Here is a 16,381-nt window from a genome sequence, read left to right as displayed (position 1 = left end):
GGAGAGTCCTTTTTGTGGAACGTGTCCGTTGAGCGATACCGCTCGGGGTTCCGGCGTTAGCGACGGAGAGCCAAAGACCTTATCGTCTGCCCAGCCACCATGACAAGATGGATACAGTGATGAAGTATTTGCGCATGTTATTTGACAATTTCACCTTGGCCTTGCTCGGTGTGGTACTCATCGCCACCGTGCTGCCTTGCTCGGGCGATGGCGCGGTGTTTTTCGGCTGGCTGACCAACCTGGCCATCGGCCTGTTGTTCTTCCTGCATGGCGCCAAACTGTCCCGTGAAGCCATCATTGCCGGTGCCGGGCACTGGCGCCTGCACCTTCTGGTGTTCTCCTGTACTTTCGTATTGTTCCCACTGCTGGGCCTGGCGTTCAAACCTCTGTTCGTACCGCTGGTGGGTAACGAGCTTTACCTGGGCATCCTGTACCTGTGTGCCTTGCCTGCAACCGTGCAGTCGGCCATCGCCTTTACCTCGCTGGCCCGCGGTAACGTGCCGGCAGCCATCTGCAGCGCAGCGGCCTCTAGCCTGTTGGGTATCTTCCTCACCCCGTTGCTGGTGATGCTGCTGCTGGGGGCCGGTGGTGATACAGGTTCCGGCCTGGATGCGGTGTTGAAGATCACGTTGCAGCTGCTGGTGCCGTTCGTTGCCGGGCAGGTCGCGCGGCGCTGGATCGGCGCCTGGGTCAAGCGCAATGCGCGCTGGCTCAAAGTGGTGGACCAGGGTTCGATCCTGCTGGTGGTGTACACCGCCTTCAGTGAGGCCGTGGTTACCGGGCTGTGGCACACCGTATCGCCGCAGCACCTGGCGGGGTTGTTCGTAGTGTGCGCAATTCTGCTGGCAGTGGTGCTGTTTGGCACCCGCTTGCTTGGCAAGGCGCTGGGCTTCGACCTCGAGGATCGCATCACCATCCTGTTTGCCGGCTCCAAGAAAAGCCTGGCTACGGGTGTGCCCATGGCCCAGGTGTTGTTCGTGGGCAGTGGCATTGGCGCGATGATTCTGCCGCTGATGCTTTTCCACCAGATACAGCTGATGGTGTGTGCTGTGCTGGCGCAGCGTTATGCCAGCCGCGAGCAGGAGGTGGAGGTTTCGGCGTTGTCTTGAGCGCCTTTGCGTTCCCATGAAGATACTGTGTTGGCGGTCAAGCTTTTCTGCGGTGCTCAGCGCTGAAAAGCTTGGTCGTATCAAGGGGTTGATACCCGCGAAGCACGGCGGGCCTGCTGGCCAATTTCTACCCATCGTTCACCGTTGCCGCCGCTACCGTATTCGCGGGTAAACCCGCTCCTACACCTGATCGGGGGGGACACACATTGGTGATTGGGTGCAGGCCGTCGTGTAGGAGCGGGTTCACCCGCGAAAGGGCCGGGCCTGCTGGCCAATTATCACCCGCCGTTCACCGTTGCTGCCGCTACCGTATTCGCGGGTAAACCCGCTCCTACAACTGGAACGCAATGGCAGCGATCAGCGGGCCAGGCCTGAACGACGCTCGCGCAGCGCCTTGTCGACTTCGGCCTCGATCTTGTAGGCCGGCGCCTCCAGGTCGTCGTAGTTACGCGTATAGCGTCGGGCAAACGCCTCCACGCCCAGCTCCTGATACTGCTGCACATGCTTGAGCTCGTGCGCCCACAAGGCCACGTTGTCCTCGGCATCGGCGGCCCGGCGGAAGATGATCGTGTCGATCAGTGTAACGGCGTTCACATCGGGGTTCTGCAATAGCGCATTGGCTGCGCTCATCTGTTGCTCATCCCCCACCCGGAAGCGCGCCGCGTCGAGCACGGCAAAGTCATACCAAGGTTCAAGCTGCGCCCGAATATGCAACGGAATCGGCTGCACACCGCTGGCCGTGGCTTCGTCGCGGGCCTGGCGCAAGGCGTAGGTCAGGCTGGACGAGGCCATGACCTCCACATCCTTGAGGATCTGCCCGGCCTGGCCTGGGTCGATCGGGGCGCAGAAGCAGCCCATCAGGCACACTTGATACTGCCCAGGCGGGCAGGCCTGTTCGGCAAGCGCTGGCAGGGCCCATAGCAAACCCAGCAGGGCACTAATCCGTCTCATGCAGGGCCTGTTCGACAAACTGGCGGCTGGCGCCCAGTACCTGCGCTTGCACACCTTCACTGGCCAGCATGCGCCCGACCAGCAATGCCCCTACGCACTGGCTTATCAGCACCCAGGCCAGCTGCTCATCTTCCAAGGTTGTGCTCCAGGCCTGGTGCAGCTCTACCAGCCAGTGCTCAGCCACTTCACGCACCGGCGTGTCGGCCCGGGCGATTTCCACACCCAGCGGCGGCAGCGGGCATCCACCTTCGGCATTGCGCAGGTGGGCCAGGCTCAGGTACTGCTGCAGACAGCGGCCCAGGCGTTCGCGGTTGGCGCCTTGGCAAGCCAGGCGTGCCAGGGGGCTGTTGCTCAGCTCCTGGCGTACCACCTCGGTAAACAGGTCGTCCTTGGACGGGAAGTGGTTGTAGAAGGCACCGCCGGTCAGGCCGATCGCTTTCATCAACCCGGCCACGCCGGTGCTGGCAAAACCCCCGCGTTTGGCCAGCGCGCCGCTGCTGGCCAGCAACCGTTCGCGGGTTTGCTGTTTGTGTTCGTTGGAATAGCGCATTCACATGCCTCGACAGACAGGCTTGACGATGACCGCGATCATAGCATAGCGTTCGTTTACTAAACGATCATTTACCCATGGAGGCAGGCATGTCAGAACAACAAAAAGTCGTGCTGGTGATCGGGGCGGGCGACGCCACTGGGGGTGAGATCGCCAAGCGCTTTGCGCGTGAGGGCTATATTGCCTGCGTAACCCGGCGCCAGGCCGACAAACTGCAGCCGCTACTGGAGGAAATACACGCCGCTGGCGGCCAGGCCTACGGTTTTGGCTCTGATGCGCGCAAGGAAGAGGAGGTGACCGCGCTGGTGGAGACTATCGAGCGTGATATAGGTCCGATTGAGGCATTTGTCTTCAATATCGGCGCGAATGTGCCGTGCAGCATTCTCGAGGAAACCCCACGCAAGTACTTCAAGATCTGGGAAATGGCCTGCTTTGCCGGTTTCCTCACCGCGCAGGCGGTGGCCCGGTGCATGGTTCAGCGTGAGCGCGGCACCCTCCTGTTCACCGGCGCTACAGCCGGTACCCGCGGCGCAGCCGGTTTTGCCGCCTTCGCCGGCGCCAAGCATGGCTTGCGTGCCCTGGCACAGAGCATGGCGCGCGAGTTGGGGCCACGCAACATCCATGTCGCCCATGTGGTGGTGGACGGTGCCATCGACACGGCCTTCATCCGTGACAGCTTCCCCGAGCGTTATGCCCTCAAGGACCAGGATGGCATCCTTGACCCGGCGCACATTGCCGACACTTACTGGTTCCTGCACGCCCAGCCCCGCGACGCCTGGACGTTCGAGCTGGACCTGCGCCCCTGGATGGAACGCTGGTAAACCCCCGTTAACACGCAAGGACCGTCACCATGCACACGTCTGTCGATTTCTTTTTTGACCTGGGCAGCCCGGCCAGTTACCTGGCCTGGACCCAACTGCCGAACCTGTGTGCCCGCCATGGCGCTACGCTGCGCTACCGGCCAATGCTGCTTGGCGGGGTTTTCCAGGCTACCGGCAATGCTTCGCCGGCCATGATCCCGGCCAAAGGGCGCTACATGTTCACCGACCTGGCACGCTTTGCCCAACGCTACGGTGTGCCGTTCGGGATGCCGCCGGGCTTTCCGGTCAATACCCTGACTTTGATGCGCGGCGTGACAGGTACCCAGTTGCATTCACCGGATCGGTTCGAGGCATTGCTATCGGTGCTGTTCACTGGGCTGTGGGTACAGCGCCGCAACCTGAGCGACAGCGCTGTGCTGAATGAAACACTCGTGCAGGCAGGTTTCGACCCGCAGGGTTTTCATGCCCTGGCCGCTGACAGCGAAGTAAAAGCAGCGCTAAAGCAGGCCACCGAGGCAGCTGTGGCGCGCGGGGTGTTTGGCGCGCCCACCTGTTTTGTCGGTGATGGCATGTTCTTCGGCCAGGACCGCCTGGACTTTGTCGAAGAGGCGCTGCGTCAGGGAGCCAGCAGCCTCTCCAGCTGAGTGCGCTCCCACAGGCTGAGCAGGTCGGTGGGGTTGGTGCCATAGCGCTGCCAGTGCTCGAGCCCGGCCTGTTCGCCGCCGGGGGCTTGGCAATGAACGCAATGCGCCAAGCCTTCAGTATCCAAGGCCAACGTCAGTTGCCAGCCCTGGATACCGACATCGACCAAGCCACCCTCGCGGCGTGCAACCACCTCAAGGTGGTGCACGCCAAGGGCCACATTGCGCAGGCACTGATAGACATCCCGGGCGCTCAGTGAAGGTCTGTGCGTCAAGATCAGAAATTCGCCGGCGTGTTGGCGCTGATGATCTCGGCCTCATCCGGGCCGATGTTCTTGAAACTGTGCGGCAGGGTCGTGGGGATGTAGTAGCCGTCGCCCGAATTGAGGACGCTGACCTGGCCGTCGACCCACAGCTCGACGGTGCCACGGGTGACCAACCCGCATTCTTCGCCTTCAGCGTGCACGATCGGTTCGCCAGAGTCGGCGCCGGGTGCGTACAGCTCACGCAGCATGCGCATTTGGCGGCCTTCGACGCTGGCGCCGACCAGCAGCATGCGCAGGCCATTGCGGCCCAGGTCGGGTTGTTCGCCACCACGGAATACGTAGCGTTCCTCACGCACCGGCTCGTCGAAGCTGAAAAACTCCGCCAGGCTCATGGGGATGCCCTCGAGCAGTTTTTTCAGGGAGCTGACCGAAGGGCTGACGCGATTCTGCTCGATCTGCGAGATCGTCGAATTGGTCAGCCCGCTGCGACGGGCCAGTTCCCGTTGGGAGAGGTTGTTGCGTTCACGCACCAGTTTGAGTCGCGTCCCCGTGTCCATAGCCGCCTTGTAATCAGAGGTGTCAATAATAATGAGCGATGCGCATTAAAACACACTCTGCGCCCTTGCGCGCTGTGCTTCTCAAACCCGCTGCTCACGCGGCATTGGCCACAGCCCGACCAGCAGCAACAGCACGGCCACGGCCAGGAATGGCAAGCGCGGATCAAGGGCATACACCAAGGTACCGGCGAGCGGCCCGATCACCGCGCCCATGCCTTGGGCGGCGCCAATGGAGCCGGCCGTGGCGCCTTGTTCGGAGGCCTGCATGGCATTGGCCGCCAGTGCCGAAAACGCCGGGAAGACGAAGCCCATGCCGGCCGCCGCAACAAAATAGCAAGCCCACAGCCAGGGGGCCGTGGTGGCCAGCGAGCCACAGGCAAAGCCCAGTGCCGATACCGTGGCACCCACCCGGATCATCTTCAGCGGTGGCCACTCCAGTTGGCGCAGTATCACCTGGGCCAGCATCAGTGCCACACCCACGGTGGTCAGGGCTATGCCAGCCGCCTGGGCCGCTTCGGCAGGGCCCAGATGCAAGCGGTCAAGGGCAAAGAAACCGACGATGATCTGCGACACGGTCACGCTGAGCATGGCGCTGAATGCCACCAGCAGCGGCCGGCGCAGGCGCGGGTCGTTCAGCCGCACCGGGCTGGGGGCGTGGCTGTGCGGCAGCGCCTGTGGTTTGAGGGTAAAAAGCAGCACCAGGAAGGCAGTGGCCGGCAGCAGCGACATGATATGGAACGGCAGGCTCAGGCTGTGCCGCGCCAGCAGTGCGGCCAGCGCCGGCCCGACCACCAGACCGACGGCGTTGGCCGCCCCCAGTGAGGCCATGGCCCGCGCCCGGCGTTGCGGCTCGACATGGTCAGCGATCAGCGCATTGCAGCCTACCGGGATGGCGGCATAAAAGGCGCCGATGCAACCACGCGCGATCATCAGGCCGATGAACGCCAAGGTCGCCCCCGGCATCCAGCGCAGTGCGCCTTCGACGAACAGGCACAGCAGCCAGTAGGCCAGGGTGAAGCCGGCGCTGCCCAGCAGCAGGATGCGCCGGCGGCCCAGGCGGTCTGCCGCGCGGCCCCAGGGCCGGGCCAGCAGCACCCAGACCACGCCGGCCACGGTCACGGCGGCGCCGGCTTGCCAGGTGGCCATGCCAAGCTGGCGGGCTATCGGGCCGATCAGGGCGACGAAGGCCATCATCGACATGGTGCAGGCCATGTTGGCCAGCAACAGCGGGCGCAGGTTCAGGGTGCTGGCAGGCAGAAGGGTTGCAGGATCCTTTGCGACGTTCATGGGCAGTCCAGGGCAGAGTGGCAAACAAAACCGATATTATTAGGAATCATTATCGATTGTCGAACCCCGTGCTGCTACCGTTCACTCGCTGCGGTGCAAGGGGCCAGGCCACATGCTACGCAACACACCGTCACGGCGCACCCACGCATGCATCAAAGCGGCCCCCACATGCACCAGCACCGTGGCAAACAGCAGGTAGCCGGCCCAGCCATGGGCCTGGCGCAACACAGCATATAGCTGCAGGTTGTGGGGGGCGATGGCGGGCAAGCCGAGCGGGCGCGGGTAATCGCCTGCCGACAGCATGGCCCAGCCCAGCAGCGGCATGGCCAGCATCAGGCCATAAAGCAGCAGATGCGAGGCTCCGGCGGCCCAGCGCTGCAGTTTTGGCAGATCGTTCGGCAGGGGCGGGTGAGGTAGGGTCAGGCGCACAGCAATGCGCAGTACCACCAGCACCAGCAGGGCCAGCCCGGTGGCTTTGTGCAGGCTGATCAGCACCGGGTGGCGTAGCGACAGGTCGGCGACCATGCTTACGCCGATGAACAGCATGGCCAGAATCAGCACGGCCATCAGCCAGTGCAACACGCGGGCGAAAGGGTGGAAGGCTTGAGGTTTCATGGCTTGGCTCCGGTGCTGAGCGATTCGCGGCTACGGCGGTTGAACGATTCGGAATAGGCGGCCGAGCGGGCGGCGAGGATCGGGTCGGCTGACGCCTCTATGCCGCGGGGCAGGATCAGCGGGTCGAAGTTGAGATCGCGGCAGGCCCCTTGCTCGGGGGCGTCTACCTGTTCCAGTACCAGAGTGCCAGCGTCCACGCTGCGCCGCTCGGCGGGCCACGGCCGGGCAGGGTCGTCCACGGCATCGCCAGGTTCGGCCAGTACCAGTCGCAGCGTCCAGCGCAACGGGCCTTGGGCAAGGCGCTGCTGCAAGTCGTGTTGCAGGAATTGCTTGTCATCAACCTGCGCGGGTAATGCCGCAAATACAGTTTGTGGCTCGAGCTGCCAACGCACCGGGTGGGCCGCACCCGCTGCGTCGATCAGGCGGAAGGCATTGATACTGTGATACTGCGTGTTGGCGAAGCTGTCGCTGGGTTTGTAGCCCGCCGCCCATTGGCGAAACGCCGCGCTTTCCGGGTGGTCGGCGAAGAACGCCTGCAGCTTGCCAGGGTCCGGTTTGCCGGTTGCCGGGTCTGGTGCGCTCGCCAGTACTTGCTGGTAGAACCCTTGCGGCGTGCTGACCGCCAGCACCGGAGGGTTGTTCATGCCGGTCCGCCAGACCTGGCCATCGTCGGTGCTCAGCTCAATCGCCAGGCTGCGTACGGGTATACCCGTATCCGGGGCGAACGGGTTGGCGCCGCCGATGGCAAAACGGCCCACCACCGGCACCCGTTGCTGGCTGAAGGCGCGCGCCGTGGACAGGTTGGCGGCCTGCCCGCTGGCCTGGAAGTAGCCGCTCACGCACAAGCCCTTGGCGTGGTTCTTGCGGTAGCCGGGGTAATGCCCGGCCTGGGCTTCGAAGGTGTCGATGATGCGCTGTGGCGTCAGTCGGGGGGCGCCGAGCCAGCCAGCGGCATAGGCAAAGCCGGCACCTGCGGCCAGCAGCACGCCGCCAATGGCGGCCAGGCGCAAGGCTTTGGCCGAGCCGTGCAAGGGTGTGTTCATGGTCATCGTCCGGTTCAGTGAAGGTGCCAGTACGACGTGTCAGAGAAAAAGTTATTCCCTCATCGGGAATAGAATGTGTTCACAGGCGTCTGCCCTTTACACTGACAACCCCAGAGGCCGGGACCTAGCCATGCATGATTTGGACGACCACCAGTGGCGCGAGCTGCTGGCCCGCCTGCGCCGCTTTGCCGTGTGGCTGACCCGTGAGCCGGGCAGCGCCGACGACCTGGTGCAGGCCACGGTCGAGCGGGCCCTGAGCCGTCGCGACCAGCAACGGGACGCTGATGCCCTGCGTGCCTGGCTGTTCACCATCCTTTATCGACAGTTCCTCGACAGTAAGCGCCGCGAGCGATTGCATGCGCGCTGGTTGTCCTGGTTCGGCCGTAACGAGCACGACGATGAGCCGGTCGGTGACAACCTCGAAACCATCGTTCTGGCACAGGCCGACCTGCAGGCGTTTGCCCGGCTGACGGCGGAGCAGCGTGCCTTGTTGTTGCTGGTCAGCATCGAAGGCTTGAGTTACAAGGAGGCCGCCCAGGCCTTGGGCATCCCCATCGGCACTGTGATGTCGCGCCTGTCGCGCGCGCGCAATGCCTTGCGCGAACTGACCGAGGGCAACCCCCAGCCCCCGGCCTTGCGGAGACTGAAATGAAGCGCCTGATCCCCAGCGATGACGAATTGCACGCTTACGTCGATGAGCGCCTGGAACCTGTGCGCCGGGCCGAAGTGCAGGCCTGGCTGGCGGCCAACCCGCAAGCTGCGGCACGGGTGGAAGGCTGGCGCGCCGATGCCCGGCGGCTGCGCACAGCGCTGGCCGGATTGGGCGAGCTGCCCGGTGCGGCGCAGCTGGACCTTGGCCAGTTGCGTCGGCAATTGCGCCAGCGTCGGCAGCGGCGTTGGGCGGCGGCGGCGGTGGTGATGCTGGCGTTGGGTGTGGGGGGCTTGGGCGGCTGGCAAGTGCGCGATGCAACCTTGGCGCGGGTCGACCTGCCCATGGCTGATGCTGTTCAGGCGCACCGTTTGTTCGCCAGCAGTGAAGCACTGGATATCCAGGCCAGTGATCCTGGGCAGTTACGTGACTGGCTGGGCCGCCATTTCAGCCGGGTGGGCCAGTTACCGGACCTGGCGGGGTATGGCTTCAAACCGGTGGGCGCCCGCCTGCTCAGCAACGAGCAGGGGCCGGCTGCATTACTGGTATTCGAAGATGGCAAGGGCCAGCGCATCAGCCTGTTCCTGCGCTCGCCGGGCGACCTTTATCGGCGCATGCCGGACGGGCAGCGGGTCGATGGCCAGCTGGAGGCGCGGTACTGGTCGCATGGGGCTTATAACTTTGCCTTGGTCAGCGCGGCGGACGATGTGCGTGGGGCGGGGGTGGGGGAGGCGTTGAGGTTGGGGTTGTGAGTGTGGGCCCAAGGTGTGCACCTTGGGCCCGTCACCCGAATCAGCTCAACTCCAGCCAGATCGGCGCATGGTCCGACGGCTTTTCCATCCCGCGCAGCTCATAGTCGACGCCCGCTGCCTTGATGCGCGGCACCAGTGGCTGCGAGGCCATGATCAGGTCGATGCGCAGGCCGCGCTTGGGCTCGTCCTCAAAGCCGCGGCTTCGGTAGTCGAACCAGCTGAAACGGTCGGTCACCTCCGGGTACAGGTGGCGGAAGCTGTCTACCAACCCCCAGCCTTTCAAACGTTCCATCCACTCACGCTCCTCCGGCAGGAAGCTGCACTTGCCGGTCTTCAGCCAGCGTCTGGCGTTGTCCGGGCCAATGCCGATATCACAGTCTTGCGGCGAAATGTTCATGTCGCCCATCACCAGCACTGGCTGGTCGTTGCGGAACTGGCTTTCCAGCAGTGCCTGCAGGTCGCTGTAGAAGCGCTGCTTGGCCGGGAACTTGGTGGGGTGGTCGCGGCTTTCGCCTTGGGGGAAATAGCCGTTCATGATGGTGATCGGGCTGCCGTTGGCATCGGCAAAGGTACCCCAGATGAAGCGGCGCTGGGCATCTTCTTCGTCGGTGGCAAAGCCCTTGTGCAGGCTCAGCGGCGCCTGGCGCGACAGCAGGGCCACGCCGTAGTGGCCTTTCTGGCCATGGTAGTGCACGTGGTAACCCAGTGCCTGCACGTCGGCCAGCGGGAACTGATCGTCGCTGACCTTGGTTTCCTGCAGGCCGATCACGTCCGGCTGGTGCTTTTCGATCAGCGCCGCCAGCTGATGCGGGCGGGCCCGCAGGCCGTTGATGTTGAAACAGACGATCTTCATGGAAAGACAATCCCGGTAAAAGGCGCGATGCTAGCCGACATCGACCTGCATCACCAGCATGGCGGCCAGGCGAGCCTGCTGCTAACGTGCTGTTGGGGGTGAACGAAGCACGCTGGGGCACCTCCAAGGCACTGAACGCCCATTCCAGGAGGTCTGCCCGCAATGCCCGAAACCACAGCCGCCCCGGCCCGTGTATGCCTGCTCGACGATGGTTACAGCCGCGAGGCACGTTCGCTGCTGTACAACGCCTACCGCCACGAGCCCACCTTCGCCTACATCTTCGAAGCCCAGCGCCCGGGGTATGAGCGGCGCCTGCGGGTGATGGTGCGCGAATGGGTGCGCCAGCACTTCTACCTGCAACTGCCCGCCATCGGCCTGCTGGTCGAGGACCGCCTGATTGCCCTGGCCCTGATCGTGCCACCGCAGCGCCGGCTGGGCGTGGCCGACAGCTGGGCCTGGCGCCTGCGCATGATGCTGGGTACCGGCCTGCGCTGTACGCGGCGCTACATGGACTACCAGGCTGCATTGGCCAGCTGTCTGCCCACTGACCAGGTGCATGTGTTGCCTTTGCTGGGGGTGCACCCGCAGTTTCAGGGCAAGCACTACGGCGAGCAATTGTTACAAGCTGTGCACGACTGGTGCGCGGAAGACCCAGGCACCCAAGGGGTGGTGCTGGACACCGGTAACGAGCACTACCTGGCTTTTTACCAGCGTCAGGGTTATGAGGAAATTGGCGAAGTGGCTGTAGGACCAATCCGAGAGAGGGTGTTCTTTCATCCTAATCCAGTCTCTTCAAAACCCGCTTTTGCCTGAACAGGCCGCCGGGCGGCTCCCTTGAGCGCCTGGCTCTGGTAGCATGCGCCGCATGACGTATTCAGGAAGATTGACCTGGGGCCTGGTTTTCTGGGTCGCCAGTTTCGCAGCATGGGGCCAGAGCGAGTTGTTGGTGAAGGTGAAGCCGGCCAACAAGGCGCTCAAGGCCAATGTCGAAGGCTATATAGGCACATTGGGTGACCGCGACGAAGAAGCACTTTTGCGCTTCAGTCGCGGGGCAGAGGAGCAGGCGCGCAAAGCGGCGCAGGCACTTGGCTACTATCAGGCGCAGATCGATACCGAGGTCAAGCCCGCCAGCGACGCAGACCATCCCCCACAACTGATCATCAGCATCAACCCGGGCGAACCGATTCGCCTGCGCAACGTGACCGTGCGCATCGAGGGCCCAGCCAGCGAGATGAAGGCCTTCCGCGTGCCTGACAGCAAGGCGCTGCGGGCGGGTGAACAACTCAATCACGGCCATTACGAGGATGCCAAGCGGTTGATCCAGAACCAGGCGTCGCGCTATGGCTTCTTCAGTGGGCGCTTCAGTAGCCAGCGCCTGGCCGTCGACCCACAAGCCGGTGTGGCGGATATCGAACTAGTCTACCAGAGTGGCCCGCGTTATCGCCTGGGCGCCGTCACCTTCGGTGGCGACACACCGCTGGACGAGGACCTGCTGCAGCGCATGGTGTCGTTCAAGCCGGGTACCCCTTACGACTCGGAACTGGTCGCAGAGCTGAACAACGACCTGCAATCGAGCGGCTATTTCGAAGGCGTGCGTGTGGATGCGGCACCCACTGCTGCTGTGGGCGAAGAAGTCCCGGTGGATGTTCACCTGGAAACCCGTAAACCACGCACCATGGGCCTTGGCCTGGGCTTCTCGACCGACGTCGGGCCGCGCGGCAAGGCCAACTGGACCCGCCACTGGGTCAACCCGCAAGGCCACAGCTATGGCTGGGAAACCGAACTGTCGGCCCCGCGCCAGAACGTCGGCCTGTGGTATGACATTCCGCTTGATCCGCCGCTGACCGACAAGCTGCGCTTTGCCGGTGGCTACCAGAACGAGGAGCTTGCCGGCACCGACACGCTCAGCAAGCTGTTGACGGTCGGCCCCGAGTGGCACAGCAAGCTGCCCAGTGGCTGGCAGCGGGTGATTTCGCTCAAGTACCAACGCGAAGAATATCGCCTGGGGGACGACTCCGGTTTGAGTAACCTGTTGATGCCTGGCATCAGCTATTCCTTCCTGCGCAGTGACAACCGCATCGATCCGCACAACGGCTATCGCCTGCAGTTCGATGTTCAAGGTGCCAAGGAAGGGCTGGTTTCCGACACCAACCTGCTGCACGGCAACGTATTGCTCAAAGGTCTGACCACGCTCGGCCACAACCACCGCTTTCTCGGGCGCGTACAGTTTGGTGGCAGTGCGACCAATGGCTTCAAGAACAACATTCCGCCGTCGCTGCGTTTCTTCGCAGGTGGCGACCAGAGTGTGCGCGGTTACGACTACCAGACCCTGTCGCCGAAAAACAGCGACGGTGACCGTATCGGCGGGCGCTACCTGGTGGCAGGCAGTGTCGAGTACCAGTATTCGCTGACCGAAAAATGGCGGGTTGCGACGTTCGTCGACCAAGGCAACTCATTCAACGACCTGGAGCTGCCCAGCCTCAAGACCGGTGTCGGGTTTGGTGTGCGCTGGGTATCGCCGGTCGGGCCGCTGCGCCTGGACCTGGCCAAGGCGTTGGATGACGAAGGGGGCATTCGCCTGCACTTTTCCATGGGGCCCGAGCTGTGAAACGCGTAATCAAATTTACTTCACTGGGCCTGCTGGGGGGCGTCGCGAGCATGGGCCTGGTGCTCGGCTTGCTGCTGGGTACCCAGGCCGGCAGCCGCTGGGCACTGGGCAAGGTGCCCGGGCTTGAAGTGGCCGACTTCCAGGGTCGCCTGGCGGGCAGTTGGCAGGCCAGCCGGCTAACCTGGGCCGACGGCGGCAGCACGGTAGAGATGCAGGCGCCGTCGCTGGCCTGGTCGCCTGCCTGCTTGCTGCGCGCGACCTTGTGCATTGACCGGTTGCAGGCAGACCGCATTGACATGGCCTTTGCGCCAAGCACTGAACCCACCGAGAGCGCCCCGCTGCAATTGCCGACCCTGCGCTTGCCGCTGGCCATCGAACTGGGCGAGGTCAAGGTCGGGCAGCTGCGCCTGGATGGCAGTGATCTGCTTGGCGATTTGCAACTGGCTGCGCACTGGACCAATAGCGGGATACGCATCGACAGCCTGCGGCTGCTGCGCGACGACCTGCAATTGAGCCTACAGGGCGACCTGCAACCCGAAGGCGACTGGCCGGTAACACTACAGGCGCAATTGCAGTTGCCTGCGGTAGACGAAAAACCCTGGCAACTGGCACTGACGGCCAATGGCCAATTGCAGAAGACGCTGGAGCTCGCCGGCACCAGCAGTGGTTACCTCGATGCCACATTGAGCGGGCAGTTGCAGGCATTGGCCGAGCACCTGCCGGCGACCTTGCACATCCGCTCCGAGGCGTTCAAGCCGGCTGGTGCGTTGCCTGACACCCTGCAATTGAACGCGCTCGAGCTCGATGCCAAGGGCGATCTGCTCGATGGCTATCAACTGTCTGGCAGGGCCAGCCTGCCGGCCGAGCAGTCACCGATCGCCTTGCTCCTGTCCGGTCTGGTCGACAGCAAAGGCGCCAGGCTCGATGCCCTGGACCTGACCGCCAGCGACAGCCAACGGGTCAAGCTGCAAGCCACGGCTGACTGGCAGCAAGGCCTGAGCGCCGATGCGCAGCTGGACTGGCAGGACTTCCCGTGGTTGCGCCTGTACCCACTGGAGACCCCGCCTGAAGTCACCCTCAAGCGCTTCAATACCCAGGTGCATTATCGTGATGGCAATTACCAGGGGACTTTCACGGGGGACTTGGACGGCCCGGCAGGAGCGTTCAGCCTGGCCAGCCCGTTCGAAGGTGACCTCACCCAGGTGAAACTGCCGCAGTTGGCGCTGAGCGCCGGCCAGGGCAAGGCTGCCGGCAGTGTCGCCGTCCGTTTTGCCGACACCCTGGCCTGGGATGTCGACCTGCAGCTCTCCGCGCTCGACCCGGCCTATTGGCTGGCCGAACTGCCCGGTACCCTGGCGGGGCCACTGCGCAGTAAAGGCGAACTGAAAGGCGATACGCTTACCCTGGATGCCCAGCTTGACCTCAAGGGCCGCCTGCGTGGCCAGCCAGCCATGCTCAAGGCCGAGGCCCAGGGGGCAGGGCAAAACTGGACCCTGGGCACACTGGCTATCCAGCTGGGTGACAACCGCATCAACGGCAGTGGCAGCGTGCAACAGCGCCTGGCGGGGCAAATCGACCTTGACTTGCCGCGCCTGGGCCAGTTGTGGCCAAGGCTGCAAGGCGGGGTCAAGGGCCGGCTGGATGTCGCCGGCACCTTGCAGGCCCCGCAAGGTACGCTCACCCTGCAGGGCCAGCGCTTGGCTCAGGGCGAAAACCGCCTGCAGCAGTTGGACCTGGATGCCCGCCTGGACAACGCCCAACGCGGTGTAGTCGGGCTCAAGGCAACCGGTATCCACCTGGGTGATACCGCCTTGGGCACGTTGCAGGCCAACGGCAAAGGCGACATTCGCCAACAGGCCTTGACCCTGGCGCTGGATGGCCCGCAGCTCAAGCTCGACCTTGGCCTGGATGGCCAGTTGAACAAAGGTGACTGGCGCGGGCGCCTGGCCACTGGCCGCATCCAGGCCGGTGGCCAGGACTGGCAGTTGCAGGCGCCCGCACGCCTGCAGCGGCTGGCCAGCGGCCAGCTTGACTTCGGGGCCCACTGCTGGCGCTCCGGCCAGGCCAGCCTGTGTGGCGACGACCAGCGGCTGGCCCCCGAACCGCGCCTGCGCTACCACCTCAAGCAGTTCCCGCTGGGCAGCCTGGCCCAGTGGCTGCCGAAGGACTTTGCCTGGCAAGGCCTGCTCAATGCCGATATCAACCTGGATATCCCGGCCAGCGGCCCCAAGGGCACTGTCGTTGTCGATGCCAGTGGCGGCACCTTGCGCGTGCGCGACAAAGGCCGTTGGGTCGATTTCCCTTACCAGGCCCTGCGCCTGGACAGCACGCTGGCACCGCGGCGCATCGATACGCGCCTGGCGTTTCGCGGTGAGCGCCTGGGTGAGCTGAACGTCAACGCCCGGCTCGATCCGCTGGGCAAGAACAAACCGTTGTCGGGTGATTTCCGCCTGGCCGGGCTGGACCTGTCGGTGGCCCGCCCATTCGTGCCCATGGTCGAACGCCTGGCCGGGCAGCTCAATGGCAGTGGTCGGCTTTCAGGCACCTTGCTGGCACCTCAGGTCAACGGCAACCTGATGCTCAGCGGTGGCGAAGTCAGTGGCGCCGAGCTGCCGGCCAGCCTTCAGGACCTGTCATTGCAGGCGCTGATTGCCGGCGAGCAAGTGCAGCTCAACGGTAACTGGCGCAGTGGCGAGGCGGGACGTGGCCAGTTGAGCGGCAACCTCACCTGGGGGCAGGCACTGGGCATGGACGTGCGTCTGCAAGGCCAGCAACTGCCGGTCGCGGTCGAGCCCTACGCCACACTGGAAGTTGCCCCGGACCTGACCTTGCGCCTGATCGATGACAAGCTGGCGGTGACCGGCAAGGTGCAGGTGCCCAAGGGCAAGATCACTGTACGAGAGCTGCCGCCGTCCACGGTCAAGGTGTCGGATGACACGGTAATCGTCGGTCACCAGACCGAGGAAGGCAAACCACCCATGGCAATGGCCATGGACATCGATGTCGAAGTCGGCCGCGACAAGCTGTCGTTCAGCGGCTTCGGGCTGACTGCCAACCTGCTGGGTCATGTGCACATCGGCGATAACCTCGATACCCGTGGCGAACTGAGCCTGGCAGACGGCCGCTACCGTGCCTACGGCCAGCGCCTCACCATACGCCGGGCGCGTCTGCTGTTCGCCGGCCCGATTGACCAGCCATACCTGGACATCGAAGCGATCCGCAAGGTTGACGATGTGATAGCCGGCATCCGCCTGAGCGGCAGCGCCGAGCAGCCGACGACCAAAGTGTTCTCGGAGCCGGCCATGAGCCAGGAGCAGGCGCTTTCGTACCTGGTATTGGGGCGGCCATTGGGCAATACCGGCGAAGATAACAACATGCTCGCCGAGGCGGCCCTGGGCCTGGGCCTTGCCGGGAGCGCCGGCATAACCGGCAGCCTGGCGTCGAGCCTGGGGATCGACGACTTTCAGCTGGATACCGAAGGTTCTGGCAACAGCACCAGCGTGGTCGCCAGCGGTAACCTTACCGAGAAACTCAGCCTTCGTTACGGGGTGGGCGTGTTCGAACCGGCCAACACGATCGCGTTGCGTTACAAGCTGAGCAAGAAGGTTTACCTCGAGGCCGCCAGTGGGCTGGCAAGCTCTCTGGACATCTTCTACAAGCGCGACTTCTAGGCCCGTAG

The 16,381-nt window shown here is 64.0% G+C and carries 16 protein-coding genes; 8 read left to right on the top strand and 8 right to left on the bottom strand.

The genetic code is table 11. The features are described from left to right. Positions 1-107 precede the first annotated feature (107 nt). Positions 108-1,109: a bile acid:sodium symporter family protein gene (locus I8746_RS03015; RefSeq protein WP_014756426.1), complete on the top strand. Its 1,002-nt coding sequence runs from the start codon at positions 108-110 to the stop codon at positions 1,107-1,109. A gap of 357 nt (positions 1,110-1,466) precedes the next feature. Here the strand turns inward: I8746_RS03015 and I8746_RS03010 are convergent, their stop codons facing one another. Together I8746_RS03010 and I8746_RS03005 are read right to left on the bottom strand one after the other, a co-directional pair. Next, complete coding sequence (locus I8746_RS03010; protein WP_221100141.1) at positions 1,467-2,060, bottom strand: DUF4157 domain-containing protein; 594 nt, start codon at positions 2,058-2,060, stop codon at positions 1,467-1,469. After that, positions 2,047-2,610, bottom strand: coding sequence for a TetR/AcrR family transcriptional regulator (locus I8746_RS03005; protein WP_070095891.1), 564 nt, complete (start codon positions 2,608-2,610; stop codon positions 2,047-2,049). The genes I8746_RS03010 and I8746_RS03005 overlap by 14 nt, the downstream gene beginning before the upstream one ends. An 89-nt stretch (positions 2,611-2,699) precedes the next feature. On the opposite strand from I8746_RS03005, the gene I8746_RS03000 reads away from it, so the two are divergent. Together I8746_RS03000 and I8746_RS02995 are read left to right on the top strand one after the other, a co-directional pair. After that, a complete protein-coding gene (locus tag I8746_RS03000) occupies positions 2,700-3,431 on the top strand; it encodes an SDR family oxidoreductase (RefSeq protein WP_221100140.1) in 732 nt (243 codons plus the stop codon). A 29-nt stretch (positions 3,432-3,460) separates the two neighbouring features. Then, on the top strand, positions 3,461-4,075 hold the full coding sequence (locus I8746_RS02995; RefSeq protein WP_161773604.1) for a 2-hydroxychromene-2-carboxylate isomerase: 615 nt from the start codon (positions 3,461-3,463) through the stop codon (positions 4,073-4,075). On the opposite strand, the gene I8746_RS02990 is transcribed toward I8746_RS02995, so the two are convergent. From I8746_RS02990 to I8746_RS02970, 5 genes are all read right to left on the bottom strand, one after another. Further along, a complete protein-coding gene (locus tag I8746_RS02990; RefSeq protein WP_237617314.1) occupies positions 4,048-4,347 on the bottom strand; it encodes a hypothetical protein in 300 nt (99 codons plus the stop codon). The genes I8746_RS02995 and I8746_RS02990 overlap by 28 nt on opposite strands. A gap of 2 nt (positions 4,348-4,349) precedes the next feature. Then, positions 4,350-4,895 (bottom strand): cupin domain-containing protein, encoded by a 546-nt coding sequence (locus tag I8746_RS02985; protein WP_003248033.1) that lies wholly within the window; start codon positions 4,893-4,895, stop codon positions 4,350-4,352. Between the two features lie 81 nt (positions 4,896-4,976). Further along, positions 4,977-6,182, bottom strand: a complete 1,206-nt coding sequence (locus I8746_RS02980) for an MFS transporter (protein ID WP_221100139.1) — start codon at positions 6,180-6,182, stop codon at positions 4,977-4,979. Positions 6,183-6,263: 81 nt separating this feature from the next. Then, entirely contained in the window at positions 6,264-6,797 is a 534-nt protein-coding gene (locus I8746_RS02975; protein WP_003248038.1) for a cytochrome b, read from the bottom strand. Further along, a complete protein-coding gene (locus tag I8746_RS02970) occupies positions 6,794-7,846 on the bottom strand; it encodes a catalase family peroxidase (RefSeq protein ID WP_221100138.1) in 1,053 nt (350 codons plus the stop codon). The genes I8746_RS02975 and I8746_RS02970 overlap by 4 nt, the downstream gene beginning before the upstream one ends. Positions 7,847-7,970: 124 nt before the next feature. Between I8746_RS02970 and I8746_RS02965 the strand changes: the two genes are divergently transcribed. Both I8746_RS02965 and I8746_RS02960 read left to right on the top strand, forming a co-directional pair. Continuing rightward, entirely contained in the window at positions 7,971-8,492 is a 522-nt protein-coding gene (locus I8746_RS02965) for a sigma-70 family RNA polymerase sigma factor (RefSeq protein ID WP_221100137.1), read from the top strand. Next, positions 8,489-9,241 carry an anti-sigma factor gene (locus I8746_RS02960; RefSeq protein ID WP_012052546.1) on the top strand — a complete coding sequence of 251 codons (753 nt, stop codon included), beginning with the start codon at positions 8,489-8,491 and terminating at the stop codon, positions 9,239-9,241. The genes I8746_RS02965 and I8746_RS02960 overlap by 4 nt, the downstream gene beginning before the upstream one ends. Positions 9,242-9,281: 40 nt before the next feature. On the opposite strand, the gene xthA is transcribed toward I8746_RS02960, so the two are convergent. Then, entirely contained in the window at positions 9,282-10,094 is an 813-nt protein-coding gene (gene xthA / locus I8746_RS02955; RefSeq protein WP_221100136.1) for an exodeoxyribonuclease III, read from the bottom strand. Positions 10,095-10,256: 162 nt separating this feature from the next. Here xthA and I8746_RS02950 point away from each other — a divergent pair, with 162 nt between their 5' ends. The 3 genes from I8746_RS02950 to I8746_RS02940 are packed head-to-tail and all read left to right on the top strand — an operon-like array spanning position 10,257 to position 16,373. Continuing rightward, the gene (locus I8746_RS02950; protein ID WP_004576713.1) at positions 10,257-10,907 is read left to right on the top strand and encodes an N-acetyltransferase; all 651 of its coding nucleotides are present in this window, start codon (positions 10,257-10,259) and stop codon (positions 10,905-10,907) included. Positions 10,908-10,959: 52 nt separating this feature from the next. Continuing rightward, positions 10,960-12,702, top strand: coding sequence for an autotransporter assembly complex family protein (locus I8746_RS02945; protein WP_029611748.1), 1,743 nt, complete (start codon positions 10,960-10,962; stop codon positions 12,700-12,702). After that, positions 12,699-16,373, top strand: a complete 3,675-nt coding sequence (locus tag I8746_RS02940; protein WP_014756434.1) for a translocation/assembly module TamB domain-containing protein — start codon at positions 12,699-12,701, stop codon at positions 16,371-16,373. Before I8746_RS02945 ends, I8746_RS02940 begins: the two co-directional genes overlap by 4 nt. Positions 16,374-16,381: the final 8 nt, after the last annotated feature.

The organism is Pseudomonas sp. USTB-Z (assembly GCF_019691255.1).
Classification (GTDB): Bacteria; Pseudomonadota; Gammaproteobacteria; order Pseudomonadales; family Pseudomonadaceae; genus Aquipseudomonas; species Aquipseudomonas alloputida.
Note: the sequence above shows the minus strand (reverse complement) of the source record. Positions and strands in the feature narration are given on the sequence as shown.

Coding starts and splice junctions, on each gene's coding strand:
- I8746_RS03015 (WP_014756426.1), top strand. CDS start 108: ATGGATACAGTGATGAAGTATTTGCGCATGTTATTTGACAATTTCACC.
- I8746_RS03010 (WP_221100141.1), bottom strand. CDS start 2,060: ATGAGACGGATTAGTGCCCTGCTGGGTTTGCTATGGGCCCTGCCAGCG.
- I8746_RS03005 (WP_070095891.1), bottom strand. CDS start 2,610: ATGCGCTATTCCAACGAACACAAACAGCAAACCCGCGAACGGTTGCTG.
- I8746_RS03000 (WP_221100140.1), top strand. CDS start 2,700: ATGTCAGAACAACAAAAAGTCGTGCTGGTGATCGGGGCGGGCGACGCC.
- I8746_RS02995 (WP_161773604.1), top strand. CDS start 3,461: ATGCACACGTCTGTCGATTTCTTTTTTGACCTGGGCAGCCCGGCCAGT.
- I8746_RS02985 (WP_003248033.1), bottom strand. CDS start 4,895: ATGGACACGGGGACGCGACTCAAACTGGTGCGTGAACGCAACAACCTC.
- I8746_RS02980 (WP_221100139.1), bottom strand. CDS start 6,182: ATGAACGTCGCAAAGGATCCTGCAACCCTTCTGCCTGCCAGCACCCTG.
- I8746_RS02975 (WP_003248038.1), bottom strand. CDS start 6,797: ATGAAACCTCAAGCCTTCCACCCTTTCGCCCGCGTGTTGCACTGGCTG.
- I8746_RS02970 (WP_221100138.1), bottom strand. CDS start 7,846: ATGACCATGAACACACCCTTGCACGGCTCGGCCAAAGCCTTGCGCCTG.
- I8746_RS02965 (WP_221100137.1), top strand. CDS start 7,971: ATGCATGATTTGGACGACCACCAGTGGCGCGAGCTGCTGGCCCGCCTG.
- I8746_RS02960 (WP_012052546.1), top strand. CDS start 8,489: ATGAAGCGCCTGATCCCCAGCGATGACGAATTGCACGCTTACGTCGAT.
- xthA (WP_221100136.1), bottom strand. CDS start 10,094: ATGAAGATCGTCTGTTTCAACATCAACGGCCTGCGGGCCCGCCCGCAT.
- I8746_RS02950 (WP_004576713.1), top strand. CDS start 10,257: ATGCCCGAAACCACAGCCGCCCCGGCCCGTGTATGCCTGCTCGACGAT.
- I8746_RS02945 (WP_029611748.1), top strand. CDS start 10,960: ATGACGTATTCAGGAAGATTGACCTGGGGCCTGGTTTTCTGGGTCGCC.